Here is a 22,769-nt window from a genome sequence, read left to right on the forward strand (position 1 = left end):
ACTGCTCTATGTCGGTAAATCCATCAATATCCGCCAACGGGTACTCAGCCATTTCACCGATATTACCGATCGCAAAGGCATGGATTTATATCGACAACTCAGTCATATCGAATTTGATGAAACCCCTTCCGATTTTGGTGCCCAGCTACTGGAAAACCAGCAAATCAAACAACTCACACCTCGCTATAACCGCAGGCAAACCAAAAACAAATATCTGTGGACCATCACACTGCACGAAAATGCCCAAGGCTACCATCAGCTGGCACTGAAACAGCTGGACCTTCAACAGGCGCTTGGTGACAGCAGCCACGGGCTGTTTCGCAGTCAAAAACAGGCTGAACAAAAAATAGAGTCATTATTGGTCGAGCACCAGCTTTGCCAGCGGCTGACCGGACTGGACAAACGTAAACAGGGCGCCTGCTTTAACTATCAGCTCAAGCGCTGTTTGGGCGCCTGTTGTGGTGCGGAAATTCCACTCAAATACAACCTCAGGGTCAATCAGGCACTGCACAGCCTGAAAAACCCGCTCTGGCCATGGCCGGGGCCGGTAATCGTCGAAGAATACGCCACACAGGATGCTGACCAGTCTCATTACCATCTGATTGATAACTGGCTTTATCTCGGTCGAGTTCGGGACCAGCAGGAAGCCTGGCAAAAGTTACAACGTGGCAGTGAAGCTTTTGATGTCGATGCCTACAAAATTCAGTTACGCTTTTTACTTGGTAAAGCCAGTGCTTCGCTCAAAATTACCCCACTGACAGGAATGCCTGATGACTAAACTTCATAAAGTACTTGGCTATGCCGGACTATTGCCCTTTTTGGTTTTAAGCCTGCTTGTATACAGTGACCAGCGCGAAATCGAATGGATGCTGCGTGACTACTCCGCTTTGATATTCAGCTTTCTGGGCGGTTTGCTCTGGCTGTCGAGTACTCGTGTTTACGTGCCCGCACACGTTGCGGTAGTCGCTGTCAGTTGTATGCTGTGGGCCTGGTGCTGGCTGATCGTGCCGCAGTTTTTTCCATTATGGCTGTTGGCTGCCTCGTTTCTAGCCTTGCTCATCTATGAAATGCAGGCGTTATCAGCTGTCTATTCCGATGCGCTGATGTCTCTGAGAAAACGGCTGTCCTTGGTGGCCGCACTTAGTCTGTTGTTTGCAGCGTTTGCCTGATGACTATGCAACTATTCGATTTATACCATCACGAGTACCCATCAGATAGTGAATGGCGACTAGTCACGGATCAGGTCATGGGCGGCATCTCTACCGGTAAATTAATGTCTTCTGAGTATCAGGGTAGTCACTGTCTGGAAATGCGAGGCGATGTCAGCCTGGAAAATAACGGTGGCTTTGTCCAAATGCGGTTTGCCATTCAACAAACGCCTCCCGAGAGTGCCATCGGTATTTATCTGGAAGCTGCCGGCAATCAAATCATCTTTGGCATGCATCTTCGAACCTTATCGCTGGACGCTCCCTGGCAGTCCTTTCGCAGCAGCTTTAGGCCGGCACTGAGCTGGCAAAAGTTTTTTCTGCCATTCAGTCAGTTCAAAGCACATCGCACTGAGCAAGATTTCCTCTTGCCTGAGCTGCGTTCTATCGGTCTGGTCTCCATTGGCGAAGCTGGCCCATGCCAGTTATTTGTCCGTCGAATGGCTTTTTACCAAACAGCGCCATGACACGTTACTTGTGTCTGATTTTGGGCGATCAGCTGGATAACAACAGCAGCCTGTTTGATGATTTTGATCCGCAGCAGGATCGACTGTGGATCGCCGAAGTCCGCGTCGAATCGGAACAGATTCTGTCCAGCAAACAACGCACCGTACTGTTTCTGTCAGCGATGCGCCATTTTGCCGAGTGGCTGAAAAACAAGGGTTGGTCGCTGAGTTACTACTCACTACAACAGCAAATGCCTGACTTTGCCAGCGCGTTGCATGACGCACTGTTGCAGCATCAACCCAAAACCGTTCGCTGTGTCTTGCCCGGCGATCAGCGAGTGCTGCAAGCAATCAGTGAGGTCTGCCAAACCGCTGACATTGAACTGCAATGGCTGCCGGATCAGCACTTTCTCAGCGAAGCCGGACAGTTCAAAACCTGGCTGACCGAACGCAAACAACCGCGCATGGAATACTGGTATCGCCTGCTGCGACAGCAGCACAACATCTTGATGGATAGCAGCGGCAAGCCGGTCGGCGGTCAATGGAATTTTGACAAGGATAATCGTAAAGCTTTTAAAAGCAGCGGCCCGGCCAAGGTGACGCCGCCGCCAATATTCAAACCGGATGCGATCACGCAATCGGTGATCGATGACGTCAGTCGTTATTTGCCTGAATTGCCGGGCCAACTGGATTCATTCAACTGGCCAGTCACTCGGCAGCAGGCGCTGCAATCACTGGACTATTTTATCGCTGAATTACTGCCGCTGTTTGGCGATTGTTATCAGGATGCCATGTGGCAGCATGAGCCCTTCCTGTTTCACTCGCGACTGTCGTCCAGCCTCAATCTCAAATTGCTCAATCCTCATGAAGTGATTGCTGCCGCCGTCGATGCTTACGAGAAGGGTCAGACACCGCTTAACGCAGTGGAAGGCTTTGTCCGGCAAATTCTCGGCTGGCGTGAATATGTGCGTGGCCTTTACTGGAGCTATCGCCACGACTGGCTGACCATGAATGCGCTGCAAGCGTCGCGTGATTTGCCGCAGCTGTATTGGCATGCCGACACACCGATGACGTGTCTGCAACAATCGGTATCGCAAGTGCTCACTCACGGCTACGGTCACCATATTCAGCGGCTGATGGTCACCGGATTGTTTGCCCTGCTGTGGGGCGTCAAGCCGCAAGCCATTCATGAGTGGTATCTGGCGATGTATGTCGATGCCATCGCCTGGGTAGAGATCCCCAATACCCTCGGCATGAGCCAATATGCCGATGGCGGCATCGTTGGCTCCAAGCCTATATCGCCAGCGGTGCCTATATTGACCGGATGTCCAATTATTGCCAGAGCTGCCCGTTTAATCCCAAACAGGCCAGCGGTGACCAGGCCTGTCCGTTTACCACTTTATACTGGGCCTTTGTGGATCGGCATCAGGACTTGCTCAGTCATAATCCACGTCTTGGCATGCAAGTGAGAAACTGGCGCAATAAATCGGCTGAGGAACAACAGGCCATTCAACAACGTGCCCAATGGCTCCATGACCACATTGATGATTTGAAGGAAACGCGGCAATGACGCAAGCAGTCTGGTTACGCAATGATTTACGACTCGACGATCACCCGGCACTGAGTGAGGCCCAACAACACGGGCCGATCCATGTGCTGTTTATCTCCACGCCCAGGCAATGGCAGCAACATCATGAATCACCGGCAAGACTGGGATTAAAAGCCGCTGCCTTGCAGGATATTGCCGACCGACTGGCTGACTTGGGCATACCTTTCACGCTGCTGGAAACCGACTGGTTTGCGGATGTGCCTGCTCTGCTGCAACAGTTTTGTCAGCAACAGCAAATCAGCGATCTCTGGTTTCAGCAAGAAACACCCTGGGATGAAAACCAGCGCGATCAGGCGGTGACTGTCGCCTTAAACAACGTCACGGTGCATGCCCTGCCCCATGATCTGCTGGTCAACCTGCCGGTGAAAACCCAGAGCGACGAACCCTTCAAAGTGTTCACGCCCTACTATCGTCGCTGGCAGCAAATCCTCGAAGACACCCAACAATCACCCTACCCCGAACCAAAAGACCAAGGCGTCGCCCTGCCAAAACAAACGCTCAACTGCCGCTGGGCCGGTGAATTTCGCAGTGATCTATGGCCCGGCAGTGAAGCCGCTGCGCTCAATAAACTGTCAGCATTTTGCGAGTTCAAACTGCAAGACTACAAAAAGCAACGCGACTTTCCCGGCAAACCTGCCACCAGCACCCTGTCGCCCTATCTTGCCAACGGCCAGTTGGGACCGAGACGCTTGTTAGCGGCGGTGCAATTTTTCTGTGGTGAACAAAACCGTGACTGGCGTCATGACGACTGGCTGCGTGAACTGGCCTGGCGTGATTTTTACAAGCAACTGCTGATTCACTTTCCAAGACTCAATAAATTTCAGCCGTTCAAACCCGAAACCCGCCACGTCCAATGGCGCGATGATGAAGCCGGTTTCAATGCCTGGTGTGAGGGCAAAACCGGCTTTCCCATTGTCGATGCCGCCATGCGCCAACTCAACCAGACCGGCTGGATGCACAACCGGCTGCGCATGATCAGCGCCAGCTTTCTCAGCAAACTGCTATTCATCGACTGGCGTCGCGGTGAAGATTATTTTCTCGACAAACTGATCGACGGCGACTTCGCCTCCAACAACGGCGGCTGGCAATGGAGCGCCTCCACCGGCGTCGATGCCGCCCCGTATTTCCGGGTATTCAACCCCACCCTGCAATCCGAACGCTACGATCCCGAAGGCCAGTTCATCAAACGCTTTGTACCCGAACTCGCCAACGTGCCCGCTAAACAGATCCACAACCCACCCGCCGAACTTCGCCAGCAATGTGGCTACCCGCAACCCGTGGTGGATTACAAACAAGCCAGAGTGGATGCGATTGCGGCGTTTAAGGGGTTGCCGCAGAGTGACTGAAAAGACCTGCGATTGAGTTTTAGCTGTAAAAGCTATGAGCACATTTCAACAATCAAGAGCTTCATCGCATTGGTCAGTCGGAGTTGAAATACCTTTATGGATAGACTCACGCATACCGGGCACTGATAGCAGAAATAATGTTTCCTGAATCGCAACCCAATCTTCTTCTGAGACCAATACGGCCTTGTTACGCTTGCCCATGATCAATACCGGTTGATGCGTTTCCGCTGTTTCGTCAATTAGCCGATACAGATTATTGCGGGCTTTAGTTGCGGTAATGCCATTCATGGCGCACCTCAGAATATGCTCAATTTCGCTAATATTGTGCGCTTTACGAGACATACGTTTCAAATTAGGCATGAGAGGCCAGGAGCTACAATATAGGCAAACTTGCTCAACAACCTGGATACGCATAACATATACGCATTAACATTACACAGCGTAATCGCCATGACTTCTCCATACAACGTCCAAGCCCCAAAAAAGCCGACTAATCTCAGCATCAACAGTGACTTGCTGGAAAAGGCCAAAGGTCTCAACATCAACCTGTCTGCTACTCTGGAACAGGCGCTGGCAGAACAGCTACGAGCCGAACAGCGCGCGCAATGGCTACGTGAAAATGCTCATGCGATAGAAGCCTACAACCAGTTTGTTGAAAGCAACGGCACATTCAGCGATAGCGTCAGGAAATTCTGATGGGACAGTTTTGTGCATATCAAAACCCTAACCCCGCCACTCGTAGCCAATATCCTTATCTGTTAGATATTCAGAGCGACCTTCTCAGCGGACTGAGAACCACTCTTGTTATACCAATGACGCCTACAACAATTGCCGCGCCGATCAGCCTGTCTAGGCTCAATCCTACATTCAGGGTGAATGGTGAAAGCTACACCGCAATGACACAAGACATTGCTGGCATTGATCGAAAACATCTCGGCGATATGGCCTTCGACCTTTCAGAACATCGAACCGAAATCATTGCGGCGATTGATTTTGTGGTGTCCGGAATTTAAGGGCTTGATTGAAGGTGGCTGAGCTTGCCGGCCCAAGATAGGATTGTTGGGCTTCGCTAGCGCTCTGCGCCAATCTACGGGTGAGCCGAACGGACCGATGAGATTCCTCGGCTGCGCTCGGAATGACAGGACTTGAAGCGTTTGGAATCACTCGAATAATCTGCGTCCATCTGCGTAATCTGCGGATTTAATGGGTTGGCACCCCAATTTTGACTGGCTCGAAATGACTTTAAATACCGGAATTGTTGGGCTTCGCTAGCGCCCTGCGCCAATCTACGGGTCAGCCGAACGGACCGATGAGATTCCTCGGCTGCGCTCGGAATGACAGGACTTGAAGCGTTTGGGATCACTCGAATAATCTGCGTCCATCTGCGGATTTAATGGGTTGCCACCCCAATTTTGACTGGTTCGAAATGAACAGAGCTGTTTGTTTTAGCGCTGTTTTTAGATTCCCGCATTCGCGGGAATGACGGAGGTGAAGTGTCGGAATGACACTTTTAAAACTCTGTGATCTCTGTGGCTCTGTGGTCAATTCTCCAGACAGCCCAAGCGTTGCCTAATCATCTGCGTAATCTGCGGATTATTAGATTCTTGCCTACGTCCTGCCCCCAGAATCAGGTACCAATCACACCACCATCATGTTTGGTGACCAGCACAGTGGCGGATCGCGGTCGGCCTTGGGGATGATGATCCGGCCAGTTGCTGGAGGCGCGGGGATTTTGTGGCGATTTTTCCACGCCCTGGGCGCGCAGGACATCGGGGACTGAGCCCGGATGTTGAATGTTGACCCAAAGGGCTTTCATATCCGGTGCCATGACCGCGCCGGTGATTTCACAACCGACCGGTCCGGTGAGAAAACGTCGTGTTTCGCCGGTTCGGGCATCTACCGCCAGCATCTGATTGTTGCCGAATTTGGCATAGTCACCGCTGTTGAGCTGGCGATCGGCAATATCGGTTTGCACCCAGAGTACGCCGCGATCATCGATCAGCATGCCATCGGGGCAGGCATAAATATCACCATCTATGGTGCCGCCATCTTCTTCGCCGCCCGCCAGCGCAAACACTTCCCAGCCAAAGTTCAGGGCGGCAGGATCGGCTTCATCAATGCGAACAATATGCCCATACAGGTTGTGATTACGCGGATTGGCGGCATCGGCGCTGACATTGTCGCCACTGCCTCGCTGGACATTATTGGTCAGTGACACAAACACCGAATCGAGTTCAGGATGGCTGGCAATCCATTCCGGTCGATCCATCGGTGTGGCACCGAGTGCATCAGCAGCCAGTCGTGCATGGACCAGTACATCAGCCTGATCAGCAAAACCGTTATCCGCGGTTAATGGCCCCTGCCCCCAGACCAGCGGCAGCCATTGGCCACTGCCATCTTCATGCAACTGTGCAACATATAGCACGCCGTTATCCAGCAAATGGCCGTGGTGACTGCCTTGTGTACCATCCCAGGCTTCGTGGCTGACATACTTATAGATATACTCAAAGCGCGCATCATCGCCGGAATAGACCACCACCCGCTGGTCGCGGGTCAGTCGAAAAGCGGCGTTTTCATGGGCAAAACGACCAAGCGCGGTACGTTTAATCGGCATGCTGTCCGGCTGATAGGGATCAATCTCGGCCATCCAGCCAAAGCGATTGACCTCATTAGGTTCCTTAGCCATATCAAAGCGGGTATCAAACTGCTGCCAGCCGTAATAGCTGCGCCCAAGGTGATAACGTTGCCAGCGCAGACGTTGAACGCTGCTAACCTCGGCTTGTTCGGCATTGGTAAAATAACCGTTGAAGTTTTCCTCGCAAGCTAGATACGTGCCCCACGGGGTTTTGCCATGCGCGCAGTTGTTGAGTGTGCCCAGAACCTTGAGTCCCTGAGGATCTGCGGCGGTTTTTATCCAATCGCTACCGGCTGCTGGGCCGCTGATCTGCATGGGCGTTGTCGCGGTAATGCGACGGCCATAGGTCGAAGGTCTTTGAATTTGCCAGTGACCGTCGATTTTTTTCACTTCGATGACCGAGACACCGTGCGCCTGTTGCTCTTTGAGCACCTTGTCAGCGCTGTAACTGTCGGGGCTGTCCAGGTGGCTACCGTCGTTGTGTATCAACTGCAAATCAAGATATTCGTGATTCATCACCAACAGACCATGGTCGCTGTTATTGCTGCCACGAGGTAAAGCATAGAAATCCATGCCATCGTGATGCATGCCGGCTTGTAGTGCCTGATCTGCAGCGCTGTTGCTGGCATCCATCTGAAATTCCGGGCCATCGGAGACCGGATCGCCCCAGCGGAAAAACACTTCGGCCTGATAGCCAGGCGGCACAACGATGTCATCCAACAAGTGACTGACCGGGATTGATTGAAAACCAAGTAAGCCTTTACTCACTGAATCAGCCAGTGCAGTTCTTGCCAAAGCGGGCATTGGCAGCATGCTGGTCATCAATGCACCCAATCCTAGTTGCAGACTTTGTCTGCGGCTCAGGCGGGCTTGAAGCAATTGTTGGAAAGTCAGTTTTTTCATCTGTCGTTGGCTTAAGGCAAAGTGTTTAAATTATTGCGCCCTATCATGACCGGCAGATGACAAGGCATGTTGTGCTATCGCCCACTGCACATGCTCGCGCACCAACTCGGACGGATCATCACGCCGGGCATTTAATGCCGCCAACACTTCCGGGCTGCTTTGAGCATTGCCCAGCGCCACGGCGATATTACGCAGCCAGCATTCGTATCCAATACGTCGAATCGGGCTACCTTCCAGCCGACTCAGAAATGTGGCTTCGTCCCAGCAGAATAATGCCGCCAGTCGCGGTGCGTCCAGCCCGTCACGCGGTTCAAAGGCCATTTCGTGAGTGTGTTGGGCAAACTTGTTCCACGGACACACCAACTGACAGTCGTCACAGCCATAAATGCGGTTACCCATGGCCTTGCGAAACTCGACCGGAATGCTGCCGCGCAGCTCGATGGTCAGATAGGAAATACAGCGCCGGGCATCCAATTTATAGGGTGCGACAATGGCCTGCGTCGGGCAAATATCAATACAGGCGCTGCAACTGCCGCAATGATCACTGACCGGCTCGGTCAGAGGCAAAGGCAGATCGGTGTAGATTTCACCGAGAAAAAAATAGGAACCATGCTGTCGGTTGAGCACATTGGTGTGTTTGCCGATCCAGCCGAGGCCGGATTTTTCAGCCAGCGCCTTTTCCATCACCGGCGCACTGTCGGTGAACACCCGGTAACCCATCGGCCCGACCTCTTTGGCAATCGCCTCGGAAAGCCGAAGTAAACGCTTACGCATCAGCTTGTGATAATCACGGCCCAACGCATAGCGGGAGACAAAACCAAGCTGATCATTATCGATCACCTGCCAGGCATCTTCAGCGCCGCTGGGCCAATAATCCATGCGCAAAGTAATCACGCGAATGGTGCCGGGCAGCAGTTGCTCCGGATGAGTTCGCAGACTGCCATGGCGTTCCATAAACTGCATTTCGCCATGAAAACCCGCTGCCAGCCAGTCATTGAGATGCTGTTCGGCCTGCGATAAATCAATATCACTAACGCCCAGCTGTTGAAAGCCAAACGACCTTGCCCACTTTTGCAGGCGAGGCAGAAATTCCGTCCGGTCGTATGATGTATTTGTGCTGGTCATGCAGGCTATTATAGTTTGAATCTGATGAAGGAAACGGATAGCTAAGCTCTATGCCTGATCTGCCCCACGCGCTGTACACTGCCGAACAAACCCGCAGCTTGGACCGCATTGCTTCTGAACAATATGACCTGCCCGCGTCTGTGCTGATGACCCGTGCAGGCACAGCTGCACTGAAGCTGCTGCAAAACAAATGGCCTGATGCCAAACACATCGTCGTTATTTGCGGTGTAGGCAACAATGGTGGCGATGGTTTTGAGCTGGCGCGTCAGGCATTGTCTGAAGCCATACAGCCCACGGTGTTTCAATTTGGTGATGCACAGGTGATGAGTGCCGAGGCTCTGGCCGCACGCGAGCAGTGTCTGGCCGCTGGCGTCAAAATTCAGCCCTTTGAAAACGACATTCCGGTGAGTGATCTGATTGTTGATGCCTTGATGGGCACTGGCCTGAACCGCCCTGTCGAAGGTGTGCTGGCACAAGCAATTGAAGCCATCAACTCCGCCAGCAAGCAGACGCCGGTGTTATCACTGGACATCCCCTCGGGTTTGCATGCAGATACTGGACAGGCACTGGGATTTGCTGTCAATGCAACGGTGACGCTCAGCTATATCGGGCTCAATGTCGGGCTGTTCACTGGTGAGGCCGCCGATCACTGTGGGCAAATAAACTTTGACTCGCTCGGAGTCCCAGCAGCGGTGTACGGCGAAGTACCAGCCACGGCAAACAGACTTAGTCTGCATCAGTATCAACCGCAACTGGCACCTCGTAAACGAACGGCTCATAAAGGTTTATTTGGACATCTACTGATAGTGGGTGGAGATCATGGCATGTCAGGTGCCGTTCGAATGGCTGCCGAAGCCGGCGCTCGGACCGGCGCTGGCCTGACCAGTGTCGCGACTCGCACTGCACATGCGCCCTTTGTCACCATGATGCGTCCTGAAATAATGTCTCATGGTGTTGAGGCCGCTGAATCCCTCAAACCATTGCTGAATGCAGCCAGTGCAGTGACACTGGGGCCGGGACTTGGTCAAGGTCAATGGAGCCAAGAGCTATTCAATCAAACAATTGCCAGTGGTCTGCCAATAGTCGTTGATGCCGATGCTCTGAACCTGCTTAGTCATGTACCTGATTATCGCGATAACTGGATACTGACACCGCATCCCGGCGAAGCTGCCAGACTATTGGGCTGCAGCACAAAAGACATTCAGGCTGATCGATTAGCCGCTGTACAGGCTCTACAAAAACGCTATGGCGGTGTAGTGGTACTGAAAGGCGCAGGCACCCTTGTTTTCGATGGCAAGGCACCGATTCATCTGTCAGATTTTGGCAATCCAGGCATGGCAAGCGGCGGCATGGGTGATGTACTGGCAGGCATTATTGGTGGCTTGCTGGCACAACATTTTTCGCTGCTGGATGCGGCTTGTCTTGGTGCCATCCTTCATGGCATGGCCGCTGACAAAGCCACTGAACTCGACGGTGAGCGAGGTTTGCTGGCAACGGATTTGTTGCCTCACCTGCGCCATTTTGCCAATTTGAAGCACTAGAAAGCCCTCAATTTATGTATCTCAAAGACGAAAACGCCACGCTGAAACTCGGCGACAAACTGGCCAAATCACTGCCTGATGGCAATGTCTGCATTCACCTTGAAGGAGATTTAGGTGCCGGTAAAACCACGCTGGTGCGAGGTTTGCTGCATGCGCTGGGTCATCAGGGACATGTGAAAAGCCCCACTTACACCCTCATTGAAAAATACAGTCTGCCACGCGGCCCGGTGTTTCATTTTGACCTGTATCGCCTTGCGGATCCGGAAGAACTGCTCTATCTCGGGGTGGACGATATTTTTGCCGAGCAGGATGCCTTGCTGATCATCGAATGGCCGCAACAAGCAGGCAGCTTGCTGCCTGCGCCTGATTTGCTCATTCAACTGCAATATCAGCCCGAAGGCCGTGAATTACAGTTTCAGGCCTTTTCCGCACGCGGACAAGAAATCTGCGAAAAACTTCACAAATAAATCAAGTTTCTGCGCTATCTTATTTATTATTAAAAAGAAACTTGATTTTTCTCTTCAACAATTTCAAAATTGACCCAAAGCATTCAGGAACACGGATATGCGGCGTTTGTTATTTGGATTACTTCTGCTGTTGGTTGTTGCCCCTATTTCGGCGGCGACGGTAGAAGGGATCCGCATGTCTCAAGGCGATGACACAACTCGCCTTGTGCTCGACATGAGTGGCAAAGTGGAATACAACGCCTTTCTGCTGGCCAATCCGGATCGGCTGGTCATCGACATCAATAACGCCAAACAAAATGCCAACCTTGCTGTCCCCCCGCTTAACGAAACACCAGTAAGAACCATTCGCCAGGGCACACCTCAACAATCAACCCTGCGTTTGGTGTTTGATCTGCATCGCGCGGTTCGCTTTGAAACCCGGACACTGCCGCCACATCAAAATTATCCTCACCGGCTGGTCATTGATTTGTTTACTGACCAAGGGCCCGGCAGCTCTCCGTCCACCACGGTTGCCAGCAACAACTCTAGCAGCAGCGCAGCATCGACAAGCAGCCAGGCGAGTGCGCCATCGAATACACAAGCAGCACCGCAAACAGCTGAGGCACCCATCAGACCAGAACCTGCCGCACAGGCACCAGAAATCACGCCGGTAGCGACACCACCAATAACACGTCATAGCCTGCCACGCCGCGATATTGTGATTGCGATTGACCCGGGACATGGCGGTCGTGATCCTGGCGCGATTGGCCCAGGAGGCACCCGTGAAAAAGATGTGGTGCTGCAAATCTCTCGCAGACTGGCACGTCTGGTGGATGCGGAACCGGGAATGCGTGCATTTATGACACGTGATACCGACACCTTTATCACCTTGCGTCAACGGATCCAGCGTGCCCGTGCTGCCGGTGCAGATATGTTTATTTCCGTGCATGCCGATGCTTTTGCCAATCGCAATGCGCGCGGCTCATCGGTTTACGTGCTCTCTGAACGAGGCGCCAGTAGTGAGGCCGCCCGACTGTTGGCTGACCGAGAAAACTCTGCCGACCTGCATGGCGGCATCAGTCTGGAAGATAAAGATGATCTGCTGGCCTCTGTGTTGTTGGACTTGTCTCAAACTGCCAGTCTTGAAGCCAGTGTCGAAGTTGCCAATAACGTGCTGTCCGGTCTGAAACGACTCGGCCATGTGCACAAAAGACAGGTCGAATCGGCCAATTTCGTTGTGCTGAAGTCGCCGGATATTCCCTCCATCCTTGTCGAAACGGCGTTTATTTCAAATCCTGAAGAAGAGAGACGACTGCGTGACGCGGATTATCAGGAGCGTCTGGCGCAATCCATGATGAGTGGTATTCGTACCTACTTCCAGCGTAACCCGATTACCGAGACAGTGAAACCTCAACAGCATGTAGTCAGCCGGGGAGACACTCTAAGCGGCATCGCTCAGCGCTATCGCGTCAATATGGCTGAATTGAAATCCACCAACAATCTGCAAAGCAATACGCTGCGTGTAGGCGATGTCCTCCGTATTCCCTAGGGCTTGTTAACCTTTCATATCAATCTTTGAGGCCGCGACTGGCTGCCTGCTAGACTAACGGGATGACGACAGGCCGAATTCATCCACTTCCGCTTTACCTTGCCAACCAAATCGCCGCCGGTGAGGTGGTTGAACGACCCGCCTCTGTGGTCAAGGAACTGGTGGAAAACAGCATTGATGCCTCGGCTGATAATATCGAAGTGACGATTGAAGGCGCAGGCCGACAACTTATCAGGGTGAGTGATAACGGCACAGGCATTCACCCCGACGATTTACCTCTGGCGCTGAGTCGTCATGCCACCAGCAAACTTAGTAGCACCGAACAACTTGGCATGATCGCCAGCCTTGGCTTTCGTGGTGAAGCACTGCCCAGTATCAGCTCGGTCTCGCAGTTAACACTGCATTCCCGGCAGGCTGATCAGCCCTGCGCCTGGCAGATCACCACCGATCAGGATCCCATTCCCTCTGCACATCCGCAGGGCACGATGGTGGAGGTCCGTGATTTGTTCTTTAATATCCCGGCCAGACGGCGTTTTCTTCGCAGTGATAAAACCGAACAGCAACACATCGCGACCACATTGAATCGACTCGCGTTGAGTCAGTTTGACGTAGCCTTTCGCTGGCAGATCGATAAGCTCGGCGCGATCAAACTGCCCGCCGCCATCTCACAGCCCCAAAAGCTGCAACGTATCGGCAAAATTTGCGGCAACAGCTTTGTCAGAGACGCTTTATACCTCGAACAGTCTTATCAGGATATTGATATTCATGGCTGGATCAGCCCGCCATCAGCGCATCGTGCTCAAACCGATGTGCAATACTTTTTTATCAACGGCCGGGTTATTCGCGACCGGCTAATCAATCATGCAATTCGGCAAGCTTATGATGGCCTGCTTCCAGAAGGCCGGCAGCCAGGTTATGTGCTTTATCTGACCTTGCCTTTGGATAAGATCGATGTAAACGTGCATCCGACCAAACATGAAGTGCGCTTTCGTGAGGCACGGCTGGTGCATGGCCTGATAACAAAAGCCCTGCAAGAGACACTCAACACCGCTCAGCCGCCACAGCCAGGTTTTGATAGCCCACGTACAACAATTATTCAAGAAGCAGCGGCTGAATATCCATCCAAACACGAGGCCCGACAGCCTTCCGCGGCAGAGCAGGTAATAACCAACAAACGGCAACTGTCGGCCATACTGCATCAACGCTATGCTCTGGTAGACGTTGAGTCAGAGCCGACATTGATTGATCTGCAACAGGCCGAGCAAATTCTGAAACAAATCGCTTTTGTCAGTGCAATTTCTGAGCAAACACTGGCCAGTCGACCGGTGCTGGTGCCGCTTGAACTTCCCTGTTCTGAGGCACAGCGTTTGTTGATCGGGCAACATCAGTCGATTTTGTCGGCACTGGCTTTTGATCTTCGCCCCGGTCAAAACGGACTCGTTATCAAAGCTATCCCCACTCTGCTGGCACAAATGGATTTGCGGCAATTGGTCGAAAGCCTGCTAATTCAACTTGCCACTACAAACACAGACCCAATAGACATCGCCAAAAACATCGCAGAAACATTGCCGCTAAGCCCCGTGATATCTCACGCCCAGGCAGAAAAAATCCTGTCGGAGCTTGAGGGGAATGAGGCGTCTGTTAAACACTGTTATCGAAAACTTGATCTACAATCACTTGCTGGCTTATTCTCGGGATAAATTTCCCGATTTTACAGGCGACCGCTTATGGCCAAATCAGCACGCCCCAGCCCATCCCTCATGCCGGCAGTCCTGGCATTGCTGGTCGTCTTTGGCATAGGCTACCTGCTTTATTCGGATCTCAGACCCACCTCACGCACTGAGCACCTTGTTCACCCGCCTATCGAAATTATCGAACCTGATCTTCCGCTCACCATCATCGAACCACCACAACCGGCAATCGAACACTCAGAGCGAGTCATACAAGATGCTCAACGTTTTGTTGAAAATCTGGTGATGGAAGACAGCGAAGAAAACGTTGTAGTCACCGAGGAGCAGGATGCCTTTGCACGCCTTGACAGCACCATCTCAGTGCCAGATCAGGAAAAACGACAAACCACTGTTGAAGCATTGATAAGCGATAAAACACTTGATGCCAACACTCCGCTGACACTTGAATACACCGAACAGATTGAACAAAAAACGACCCTGTCAGCCCTGGAAAAATCGCGCGATGAAAAAATTTCCGAAGTCACTATTGTCACCGAACAGGGGCAAAGCCTGACCGCACCATTGTTTCAACTGTTGGAACGTGAAGATCTCGATCCTGATGCACCGATCACACTGATAGAACAACGTCAGCAAACACGTGAAATTACCGCAGGAGAACTGGCAGGCTCAGGCATCAAAGCCGATCAGGATGTGACGGCCACCATCAATCGTGGCATGCGCCAGTTTGCCCTGCGCGATATTATTCCTGACAGCGATATCCCGGATAACACGCTTTATTACCTGCATCGCGTCACCGAACAAGACCGTCTTGGCTTGTGGGGGATTATTCAATCGGGGCTGATTGAACAATTCAGAAAAGGGCTTCGAATTGAAGGTGTCGGCTACAGCCGGGATTTGATTCGCGTGACTATTCCAGCAGATGCAGACCAGCCACTGCCCTCCGGCTTGAGTTCGTTTCTCGGTCGCGTGCTGTTTGATAAAGTTAAAACAAGCTATATATATAACTTCAACACCCAGACGATGGGGCAAAATCCTAACCTGATCTATCCCGGACAAGAACTGATCGTCATCCAGTTCTCACAGGATGAACTGCGCGACATTTATCTGTTCTTTGCTGAACAACGCAGAGAGCGTGCCGAAAGTTTTGCCATCAGTCACTAATGGTTCACCTGATACTGCTCATCCTGGTGTTGGTTGTCATCGCCATCGCTTGGCTGATGCCGATGAAATGATGCATTCCTCGGGCTTGGTGTTTACCTCAAGAAAACCACCACAGAGACACTGAGAACACAGAGAAAATTGTTGTACGAGCTTTATAAAGAACGAGTTGGCGGCTCCGCACATGGCTTTTCATTCCAACATACCGTCTTTGTGTTTTCTGTTTCTGCCACTCCCTTTACGCCACCCACACCCTCTCATGCCCTATCCGGTTCACTCTCGTCATTCCCGAGCATGCAGGTCCCATCCCCGAATAGGCGGGGACGGGAACCTGAAGGCCGTGCTGAGATCCCGGACAAACGCTGCACGTTTTCCGGGATGACGGAGCCGGGCTATTCTGTATTTCTCTCTCATCAACCCCTTCCCACCCGCCATAACCGCCTCACTCACCATTCCTGCCTCTCACCCTCGTCATTCCCGCACCTCACTCGTCATTCCCGCACCTCACTCGTCATTCCCGCACCTCACTCGTCATTCCCGCACCTCACTCGTCATTCCCGCCACCCCTCTCGTCATTCCCGCCACCTCCACTCTCGTCATTCCCGCCCCCTACCCCCCGTCATTCCCGCGCATGCGGGAATCTGAACTCCGAAAGAAAATCACGGCAGTTCCCGGAAAAATATCACACGTTCCAAGGATGACAGCCTCCGGCCCCTCTGACAGATCATCCACAGTAAACCCCACTGCTTGCTAGCCTCACCTAATCGTTCCCAATAATTCTAAACATTGAACTTGACACCACCACGGTCAAAAGGGTTTAATACCGCGCTTGTTGGCTCGATAGCTCAGTTGGTAGAGCAAGGGATTGAAAATCCCTGTGTCCCTGGTTCGATTCCAGGTCGAGCCACCATCGAACACAAAAACCCGCTGCTTCGCAGCGGGTTTTTTCGTTTCTAAGCTAAGAAATGTATCTTGTGCCTGACTGCTTGAACGAACTGCGATTGTTGTTATTATGAATTAGGGGTGACTGTTGCAAGAGATGTCCGCGTCGTTTTTCCACGGAAGGTGAATCACAGCGAACATAGCAGCAGGCGGGGTCAAGGATGACTCGACCGTAAAGCGAAAGGATTCCAGCGCCCCCACCCCGCCCTACTGATCATTGATAACTTCCAGACCTTAACCAGACACTCCGCAGATTACGCAGATGGACGCAGATTTTTAATGGTAATCCCAAGTGATTCATTCATTAATTAAGCTGTGTCATTCCCGCGCATGCGGGAATCTGAAATCGAGCGCCACGAATTGCTGTCATTAGGTCGCGTCATTCCCGCGCATGCGGGAATCTGAATGCAGAAAGAACGTCGCAGCAGATTCCGGACAAACGCCGAGCGTTTTCCGGAATGACGGGTGTAGGCAGAGGCAGGACTCCCTTCGGTTGGCGCTGAGCTTGCGAAGCCCAACAATAAGCACTTCACCCACACTCTCCCCACGATGTCGCTCACCCTTTGTGACATCACCCACCACCAAGCCTTGTTGCAAAAAACCAACACTTTTGTGATTTTTTCCACACAGAGTGATTTTTTTGTTGTAAAAGTGTTGCAAACCTATTCCAGATGTGGAAAATACATCTTCAACCGAGAGCTAATCCGGTTACGAGAGAAACTTAAAGTAATCTGTTAACAACTTAGAAGGTGAACAGACATGGCAACATTAAAGAAATCAGCACTGGCCACACTGGTCGGTGCAGCAGCAATGGCTGCTGCAGGCGCTGCTAACGCGACTATCGTCGTCGGTGGCGAAAACGGTTACACATTCAGCGTTGATGGCAACATCAACCAATTCTACGTACACCAAAACGGCCGTAAAGACCTCAGTGGTTTCCGCGAGAGCCGTGTTCGTAACGGTCTGCTGCCAACATTCCTGGGCTTTAACGTAACTGCACCAGAAATGAACGGCTTGGTTGTAGGTGCTCGCGTATCTATTTCTCCATCAACCAACGGCGGCTCATATTTCGACGGTACCCAAAATGGAAGCGCAATGGAGCAACGTGAAGCGTTTGCTACCGTTGACGGTGACTTCGGTCAAATCATGCTGGGTAAAGGCTTGGGTCTGTACGGCTCACACAACATCCTGATGGATCAAACCTTGTACGGTGTTGGTGCAACACTTGGTGGTGACGGTCAAACTACACTGGGTCGTATCGGTTACGGTTATGACTACGCTAACTGGCGTTCACAAATCCGTTACACCACGCCCAACATGAGTGGTTTCCAAGCTGCATTTGCGGTAATGGAATCTGATCGTATCGGTCAAGTTGTTACTGATGGCAACATTCAAAAACGTCAGCCACGTTTCGAAGTTGATCTGAGCTACGGCACAGCTTTTGATGGTGGTTCATTCAAGGGTTGGGTTTCAGGTATGACTCAGCGCGTTCGCGGTGAATATGCTTCAAGCGCAAACGTTCGTTCTAACGCATGGACAGTCGGTGCGAATGTCAACTTTGCAGGATTTGATTTCGTAGCTGCATACTACGACAACAAAGGCGTTGGTGATCTGGGTGGCTTGGACTATGCATCTGCTACAGACGCAAACGGCAAGCGTCGTGATGGCGAAGGCTACTATGTGCAAGCTGGCTATACTTTCGCTGGTGCAACCAAAGTTTCATATTCTTACGGTGAGTCTGAACTGAAACGTACCTCTGCTGAGAAAGCTGGTCTTGCTCCTACCAGCACTTCAGTTGCATTGGCGGATTTGGGTGGCGACATCAAAGAACGCCGTATGCACACTGTGGGCATCTACCATGACGTGACTGCTAACCTGAAACTGGTTGCTGAATACTCACGCATGGAACACAGATTCCACGAGTCTGACAAGCAACGTGCTGACGTGTTTGCTGTTGGTGGTTTCATCAGCTGGTAAGCAATACGTTTCAAATCATCTGATTTGAATCTAGCTTGACTAAAAAGCCTCAACCTTCGGGTTGGGGCTTTTTTTTTGTTTTTTTGATGGCAGGCTGAGACTTTCCAGCACCGCTGTGACGGAGGTTTGAGTTGCCAACCTTTCCAGCAGCAGCTCAGCCGCAAACCGACTATTGTCATGCCGCCCCTTGTGGAGGCATCTCGAAATCACCTTCAAGTTCTCTCAACTTCGCCGTTCGTTTGGAGCCTCGGCTTCTCTCGGTATGACACAAAGGTAGGGATGACGGGCAGCGTTTGTCCGGAATCTGCTGCACTACTCCATCCGACTGTCATGCCGACTCTTATGGAGGCATCTCGAAATCACCTTCAAGTTCTCTCGACTCCGCCGTTCGTTTGAGATGCCTCGGCTTCGCTCGGCATGACAGAAAGGTGGGAGTGACGGCTATGACAGCAATTCATTTAATTTGGGCTTTTGAGGGATACTTTCTCTGCTTGCTTATTTGTTGGTGAGCACAGCATTTTGCTAAAGTATCGGCCAGATGATTTCACCGCTTATCAATAGAGGCCTCCATGTCAGAACAGGCGATTCCCTTAAGCCAGCTCATCAAGAATGTGCATCAATGCATTAATGCTCACGCTGAAGAGGTTGCGGAGCTGGATGCGGCGATTGGCGACGGTGATCACCTGAATAACCTGCAACGGGGCCTGGCGACACTTGAAAGCATGTCTGCTGAGCTCGATCAAATGCCGCTAAGTGATGCCTTCAGCAAGATTGGCATGAGCCTGATGTCCACGATGGGCGGTGCTTCTGGTTCCTTGTTTGGCAGTATGTTTGTCACTATGGGCAAAACAGCCAAAGATCAACCACTGACATTAGTTGGTTTGAGTGAGGTATTTTCGGCAGGTGTCGAGTCTATCAAAGCAAGGGGCAAGGCCGATATTGGCGAGAAAACCATGCTGGATACGCTGATTCCTGCCAGTCAATCGCTACAGCAGGATGCTGCCAATGGTGTACCACTGGAAACCAGCCTGAGTCATATGCAACAGTCTGCGATCACCGGAATGGAATCCACCAAAGATATGCTGGCCACCAAGGGCCGGGCATCTTTTCTGGGAGAACGTGCACGAGGTCATATCGATGCCGGTGCCCGAACCAGTCAGTTGATGTTGTGCGCTATTGCTGACGAGGTTATTAAATACAATAATTAACCACAGAGACACAGAGGGCACAGAGATATAAAAGTGTCGTGTCGGGTGTTGCTGTCGAAGCTGTTTAAATCCGCAGATTACGCAGATATTCGCAGATGGGTATGCAAAAAAATCATTGACCACAGAGGCACAGAAGGCACAGAGTGATATTTGTGATTCGGTGGCTCTGTAACTGTAACGTCTCAGGGAGGAGACTCATGAGCAATGAATTAACCCGTGAAATCATTGGCGCTGCAATTGAAGTGCATCGCCATATCGGCCCGGGTCTTTTAGAAGCAATTTATGAAGAATGCCTCGTAAGTGAACTGCAGCGAAAGGGGTTAAAATTATCAAATCAACATTCCCTGCCGCTAACCTACAAAGGTAAGCAACTTAACTCAGTGTATCGGCTTGATTTGTTAGTGGAGAATCAAGTAATCGTAGAGTTAAAATCTGTAGATAACCTTTCCGGGCTTCATAAAGCGCAACTCCTAACGTATCTGAAACTAGCAAGGCTCAGATATGGCTTATTACTCAACTTTAATGTGCCGGTAATGCGGAAAGGCATTGTAAGAATGTTAAATGACTAACTAGCGTTGCATCTTTTTTAACACTCTGTGCCCTCTGTGCCTCTGTGGTCAATGGTTTTTTTGCATATCCATCTGCGAATATCTGCGTAATCTGCGGATTTAAACAGCTTCGACAGCAACACCCGACACGACACTTTTATATCTCTGTGCCCTCTGTGTCTCTGTGGTCAATGGTTTTTTTGCATATCCATCTGCGAGCATCTGCATAATCTGCGGATTTAAACAGCTTCGACAGCAACACCCGACACGACACTTTTATATCTCTGTGCCCTCTGTGTCTCTGTGGTCAATGGTTTTTTTGCTTATTCATTTGCGAGCATCTGCGGATTGATCTTCTCTAAGCTATGTAAATCAATCAACAGCCCCAACGAAGCGCCGCGGTGTGTACAGGGGCATCCCAGTATTGAATCATTTCATCGTCCAGAAGCGTCAGTGTGATGGAACAGCCGGCCATATCGAGTGAGGTAGTGAAATTGCCCACTAGTGACCGCTCGATGATCACTCCTTTTTCTTGCCAATATTGCGCTGCCAGATCAAAGACCAGATATAGCTCCATCAGCGGTGTTGCGCCAAACCCGTTCACATGCAGCAAAACACGTTGACCTGCGGCTGGTTTCAGTTCGGCATCGATATGACTGGCCAGCTTTTCCACGATTTCGGAGGCACTCACCAGATCCATGGGTTCTCTGCCGCGTTCACCATGAATACCAACGCCCATTTCAATCTCATTGCTGCCGATATCAAATGTTGGTTTGCCAATTGCCGGCACAGTACAACTGCTTAAGGCCACACCCATCGAGGCGGTCGATTGGGCAACACGTTCACCCAGTTGTTTGCAGGCTTGAAGATTAGCGCCCGCCTCCGCCGCAGCACCGACGATTTTCTCGACAATCAGAGTTCCCGCGACGCCTCGACGGCCTGTGCTATGGTCGGCAGGTAATGAGACATCATCGGCCACCAGTATGGTCTCGGTGGGGATGTCGAGCATTTCTGCAGCAATCTCGAAGTTCATCACGTCACCGGCGTAATTTTTGACGATGAACAATATGCCTTTCCCTGCGTCCACGGCTTGAGCTGCCACCAGCATTTGATCGGGACCAGGTGAGGTAAAGATCTGTCCGGGACAGGCGGCATCCAGCATGCCCATGCCGACAAGCCCGGTATGGAGAGGTTCATGGCCGGAGCCGCCCCCGGAGATTAATTTGACCTTGGCTTTGCTGCTATCGGCCCTGGTGACAAAATTGGGCTGATGATTCAATCGAACAATATCGCGATGAGCTGTGGCAAAACCATTGAGGCTCTCTTCAAGCAAACTCTCAACACTATTAATCATTTTTTTCATATTCGTCTTCTCCACAGTGTCAGGCGCAGGCAAGCAGTCGGATCGTGACTTCCCGAATATCCTGCATCACCCATGTTGGTTTGAAATCAAGTTGTTGCATATCCTGCTCGGTCGAAACGCCTGACAATACCAGGATACTTCTGATCCCAGCATTCACAGCCCCGAGTATGTCTGTATCAAGCCGATCACCTATAGCAACGGTGTGCTCAGGCAGGATATTAAGAATATCAAGCGCCTGCTGGTAAAGAATGGGTTGCGGCTTGCCTATACTGATTGGTTTGACTCCTGTCGCTGCTGTCAAAGCTGCCAGCACCCCGCCGTTCCCCATCACTTCTCCAAGCTCCGTAGGCAAGGTAGTATCAGAGTTGGTGGCATAAAAAGCCGCTCCGGCTCTGATATTGAGAGTTGCTGTTGCAAGCTTGTCCCAGGTAAGTGTTCGATCCAGTCCGGAGACCACCAGATCGGCGCCACGATCGTTGATGCCTTTGTCTGGCTGATTCACCTCATACAGCTCTGTCAGCGTAAAGCCTTCATCGCATAGCGGTTGTTTTAAACCCTCTTCGCCAATCACAAAAACGCGTCTTTTATTCGCAGGAATTCGCTGATTGAGGTAGCGTGCAGTTGCCATACTGGAAGTCAGAATTTCGTCTGCTACAACGCTAACCCCCATTGAGGACAGCTTGTCGACATACTGCTGCTGAGTCAGACTCGCGTTGTTGGTGGCCAGAATAAACGGTAAGTCTCTGTCTCGCAGGGCAGCAAAGAATGCCTGCAATCCTGCCATGGGGTGGTTGCCGTGCCAGAGCACACCGTCCATATCAATAATGAGTCCCCTCACATCATCCAAATCAGTCATAACACCCCTGCTTTACCAATCAATGTCCGGGGGGCAAGAGTGTCACAGAACCTTAAAAGCTGTCCAGCCGCAGCTTCTGAAGTGAACCTGTCAGGTTCAAAAATTGACACGCCCGCAAAAACTGCTTTATAGTCTTCGGGCGTATTTTCGACGTAATCTAACAATTAAACCAACTTTTAGGAGCAATGTCAGCATGGCAAAAGCACTTATCCAAATGGCTC

The 22,769-nt window shown here is 51.4% G+C and carries 19 protein-coding genes, 1 tRNA gene and 1 pseudogene; 16 read left to right on the plus strand and 5 right to left on the minus strand.

The genetic code is table 11. The features are described from left to right. The 5 genes and pseudogenes from MPL1_RS13735 to phrB form a co-directional block, all read left to right on the plus strand. Positions 1-778, plus strand: a pseudogene (locus MPL1_RS13735) (nucleotide excision repair endonuclease); the annotation flags it as partial. Continuing rightward, entirely contained in the window at positions 771-1,169 is a 399-nt protein-coding gene (locus MPL1_RS11530) for a DUF3429 family protein (protein ID WP_009727315.1), read from the plus strand. The pseudogene MPL1_RS13735 and the gene MPL1_RS11530, both read left to right, overlap by 8 nt. Continuing rightward, entirely contained in the window at positions 1,169-1,672 is a 504-nt protein-coding gene (locus MPL1_RS11535) for a CIA30 family protein (RefSeq protein ID WP_051057076.1), read from the plus strand. The genes MPL1_RS11530 and MPL1_RS11535 overlap by 1 nt, the downstream gene beginning before the upstream one ends. Further along, positions 1,669-3,120, plus strand: coding sequence for a cryptochrome/photolyase family protein (locus tag MPL1_RS11540; protein WP_009727317.1), 1,452 nt, complete (start codon positions 1,669-1,671; stop codon positions 3,118-3,120). The genes MPL1_RS11535 and MPL1_RS11540 overlap by 4 nt, the downstream gene beginning before the upstream one ends. 97 nt (positions 3,121-3,217) lie before the next feature. Next, positions 3,218-4,606, plus strand: a complete 1,389-nt coding sequence (gene phrB, locus MPL1_RS11545; RefSeq protein ID WP_009727318.1) for a deoxyribodipyrimidine photo-lyase — start codon at positions 3,218-3,220, stop codon at positions 4,604-4,606. A 45-nt stretch (positions 4,607-4,651) separates the two neighbouring features. On the opposite strand, the gene MPL1_RS11550 is transcribed toward phrB, so the two are convergent. After that, positions 4,652-4,894, minus strand: coding sequence for a type II toxin-antitoxin system Phd/YefM family antitoxin (locus MPL1_RS11550; protein WP_009727319.1), 243 nt, complete (start codon positions 4,892-4,894; stop codon positions 4,652-4,654). A gap of 162 nt (positions 4,895-5,056) precedes the next feature. Here MPL1_RS11550 and MPL1_RS11555 point away from each other — a divergent pair, with 162 nt between their 5' ends. Together MPL1_RS11555 and MPL1_RS11560 are read left to right on the plus strand one after the other, a co-directional pair. Further along, on the plus strand, positions 5,057-5,302 hold the full coding sequence (locus tag MPL1_RS11555; RefSeq protein WP_009727320.1) for a type II toxin-antitoxin system CcdA family antitoxin: 246 nt from the start codon (positions 5,057-5,059) through the stop codon (positions 5,300-5,302). Then, the gene (locus MPL1_RS11560) at positions 5,302-5,619 is read left to right on the plus strand and encodes a CcdB family protein (protein WP_009727321.1); all 318 of its coding nucleotides are present in this window, start codon (positions 5,302-5,304) and stop codon (positions 5,617-5,619) included. The genes MPL1_RS11555 and MPL1_RS11560 overlap by 1 nt, the downstream gene beginning before the upstream one ends. 614 nt (positions 5,620-6,233) lie before the next feature. Here the strand turns inward: MPL1_RS11560 and MPL1_RS11565 are convergent. Together MPL1_RS11565 and queG are read right to left on the minus strand one after the other, a co-directional pair. Further along, complete coding sequence (locus MPL1_RS11565) at positions 6,234-8,144, minus strand: PhoX family protein (RefSeq protein ID WP_009727322.1); 1,911 nt, start codon at positions 8,142-8,144, stop codon at positions 6,234-6,236. A 30-nt stretch (positions 8,145-8,174) separates the two neighbouring features. Then, entirely contained in the window at positions 8,175-9,269 is a 1,095-nt protein-coding gene (gene queG / locus MPL1_RS11570; RefSeq protein WP_009727323.1) for a tRNA epoxyqueuosine(34) reductase QueG, read from the minus strand. 50 nt (positions 9,270-9,319) lie between these two features. Between queG and MPL1_RS11575 the strand changes: the two genes are divergently transcribed. The 9 genes from MPL1_RS11575 to MPL1_RS11615 all read left to right on the plus strand — a co-directional run bounded on the left by MPL1_RS11575 (position 9,320) and on the right by MPL1_RS11615 (position 20,350). Then, positions 9,320-10,810 carry a bifunctional ADP-dependent NAD(P)H-hydrate dehydratase/NAD(P)H-hydrate epimerase gene (locus MPL1_RS11575; RefSeq protein ID WP_009727324.1) on the plus strand — a complete coding sequence of 497 codons (1,491 nt, stop codon included), beginning with the start codon at positions 9,320-9,322 and terminating at the stop codon, positions 10,808-10,810. Between the two features lie 14 nt (positions 10,811-10,824). Next, on the plus strand, positions 10,825-11,277 hold the full coding sequence (tsaE, locus tag MPL1_RS11580; RefSeq protein WP_009727325.1) for a tRNA (adenosine(37)-N6)-threonylcarbamoyltransferase complex ATPase subunit type 1 TsaE: 453 nt from the start codon (positions 10,825-10,827) through the stop codon (positions 11,275-11,277). Positions 11,278-11,374: 97 nt separating this feature from the next. Further along, positions 11,375-12,805, plus strand: a complete 1,431-nt coding sequence (locus tag MPL1_RS11585) for an N-acetylmuramoyl-L-alanine amidase (RefSeq protein ID WP_009727326.1) — start codon at positions 11,375-11,377, stop codon at positions 12,803-12,805. A gap of 62 nt (positions 12,806-12,867) precedes the next feature. Continuing rightward, on the plus strand, positions 12,868-14,505 hold the full coding sequence (mutL, locus tag MPL1_RS11590; RefSeq protein WP_009727327.1) for a DNA mismatch repair endonuclease MutL: 1,638 nt from the start codon (positions 12,868-12,870) through the stop codon (positions 14,503-14,505). Positions 14,506-14,532: 27 nt separating this feature from the next. After that, a complete protein-coding gene (locus tag MPL1_RS11595) occupies positions 14,533-15,657 on the plus strand; it encodes a phosphoheptose isomerase family protein (protein ID WP_009727328.1) in 1,125 nt (374 codons plus the stop codon). A gap of 831 nt (positions 15,658-16,488) precedes the next feature. Then, positions 16,489-16,564: transfer RNA gene (locus MPL1_RS11600), tRNA-Phe, on the plus strand. Between the two features lie 791 nt (positions 16,565-17,355). Beyond that, positions 17,356-18,573 carry a porin gene (locus MPL1_RS11605; protein WP_009727329.1) on the plus strand — a complete coding sequence of 406 codons (1,218 nt, stop codon included), beginning with the start codon at positions 17,356-17,358 and terminating at the stop codon, positions 18,571-18,573. Positions 18,574-19,142: 569 nt separating this feature from the next. After that, complete coding sequence (dhaL, locus tag MPL1_RS11610; RefSeq protein WP_009727330.1) at positions 19,143-19,781, plus strand: dihydroxyacetone kinase subunit DhaL; 639 nt, start codon at positions 19,143-19,145, stop codon at positions 19,779-19,781. 197 nt (positions 19,782-19,978) lie between these two features. Next, positions 19,979-20,350 (plus strand): GxxExxY protein, encoded by a 372-nt coding sequence (locus MPL1_RS11615; RefSeq protein WP_009727331.1) that lies wholly within the window; start codon positions 19,979-19,981, stop codon positions 20,348-20,350. 355 nt (positions 20,351-20,705) lie between these two features. Here the strand turns inward: MPL1_RS11615 and dhaK are convergent, their stop codons facing one another. Continuing rightward, positions 20,706-21,692, minus strand: a complete 987-nt coding sequence (gene dhaK / locus MPL1_RS11620; RefSeq protein ID WP_009727332.1) for a dihydroxyacetone kinase subunit DhaK — start codon at positions 21,690-21,692, stop codon at positions 20,706-20,708. A 19-nt stretch (positions 21,693-21,711) separates the two neighbouring features. Beyond that, entirely contained in the window at positions 21,712-22,548 is an 837-nt protein-coding gene (locus MPL1_RS11625) for an HAD-IIA family hydrolase (RefSeq protein WP_009727333.1), read from the minus strand. Between the last annotated feature and the right edge of the window lie 221 nt (positions 22,549-22,769).

The organism is Methylophaga lonarensis MPL (genome assembly GCF_000349205.1).
Classification (GTDB): domain Bacteria; phylum Pseudomonadota; class Gammaproteobacteria; order Nitrosococcales; family Methylophagaceae; genus Methylophaga; species Methylophaga lonarensis.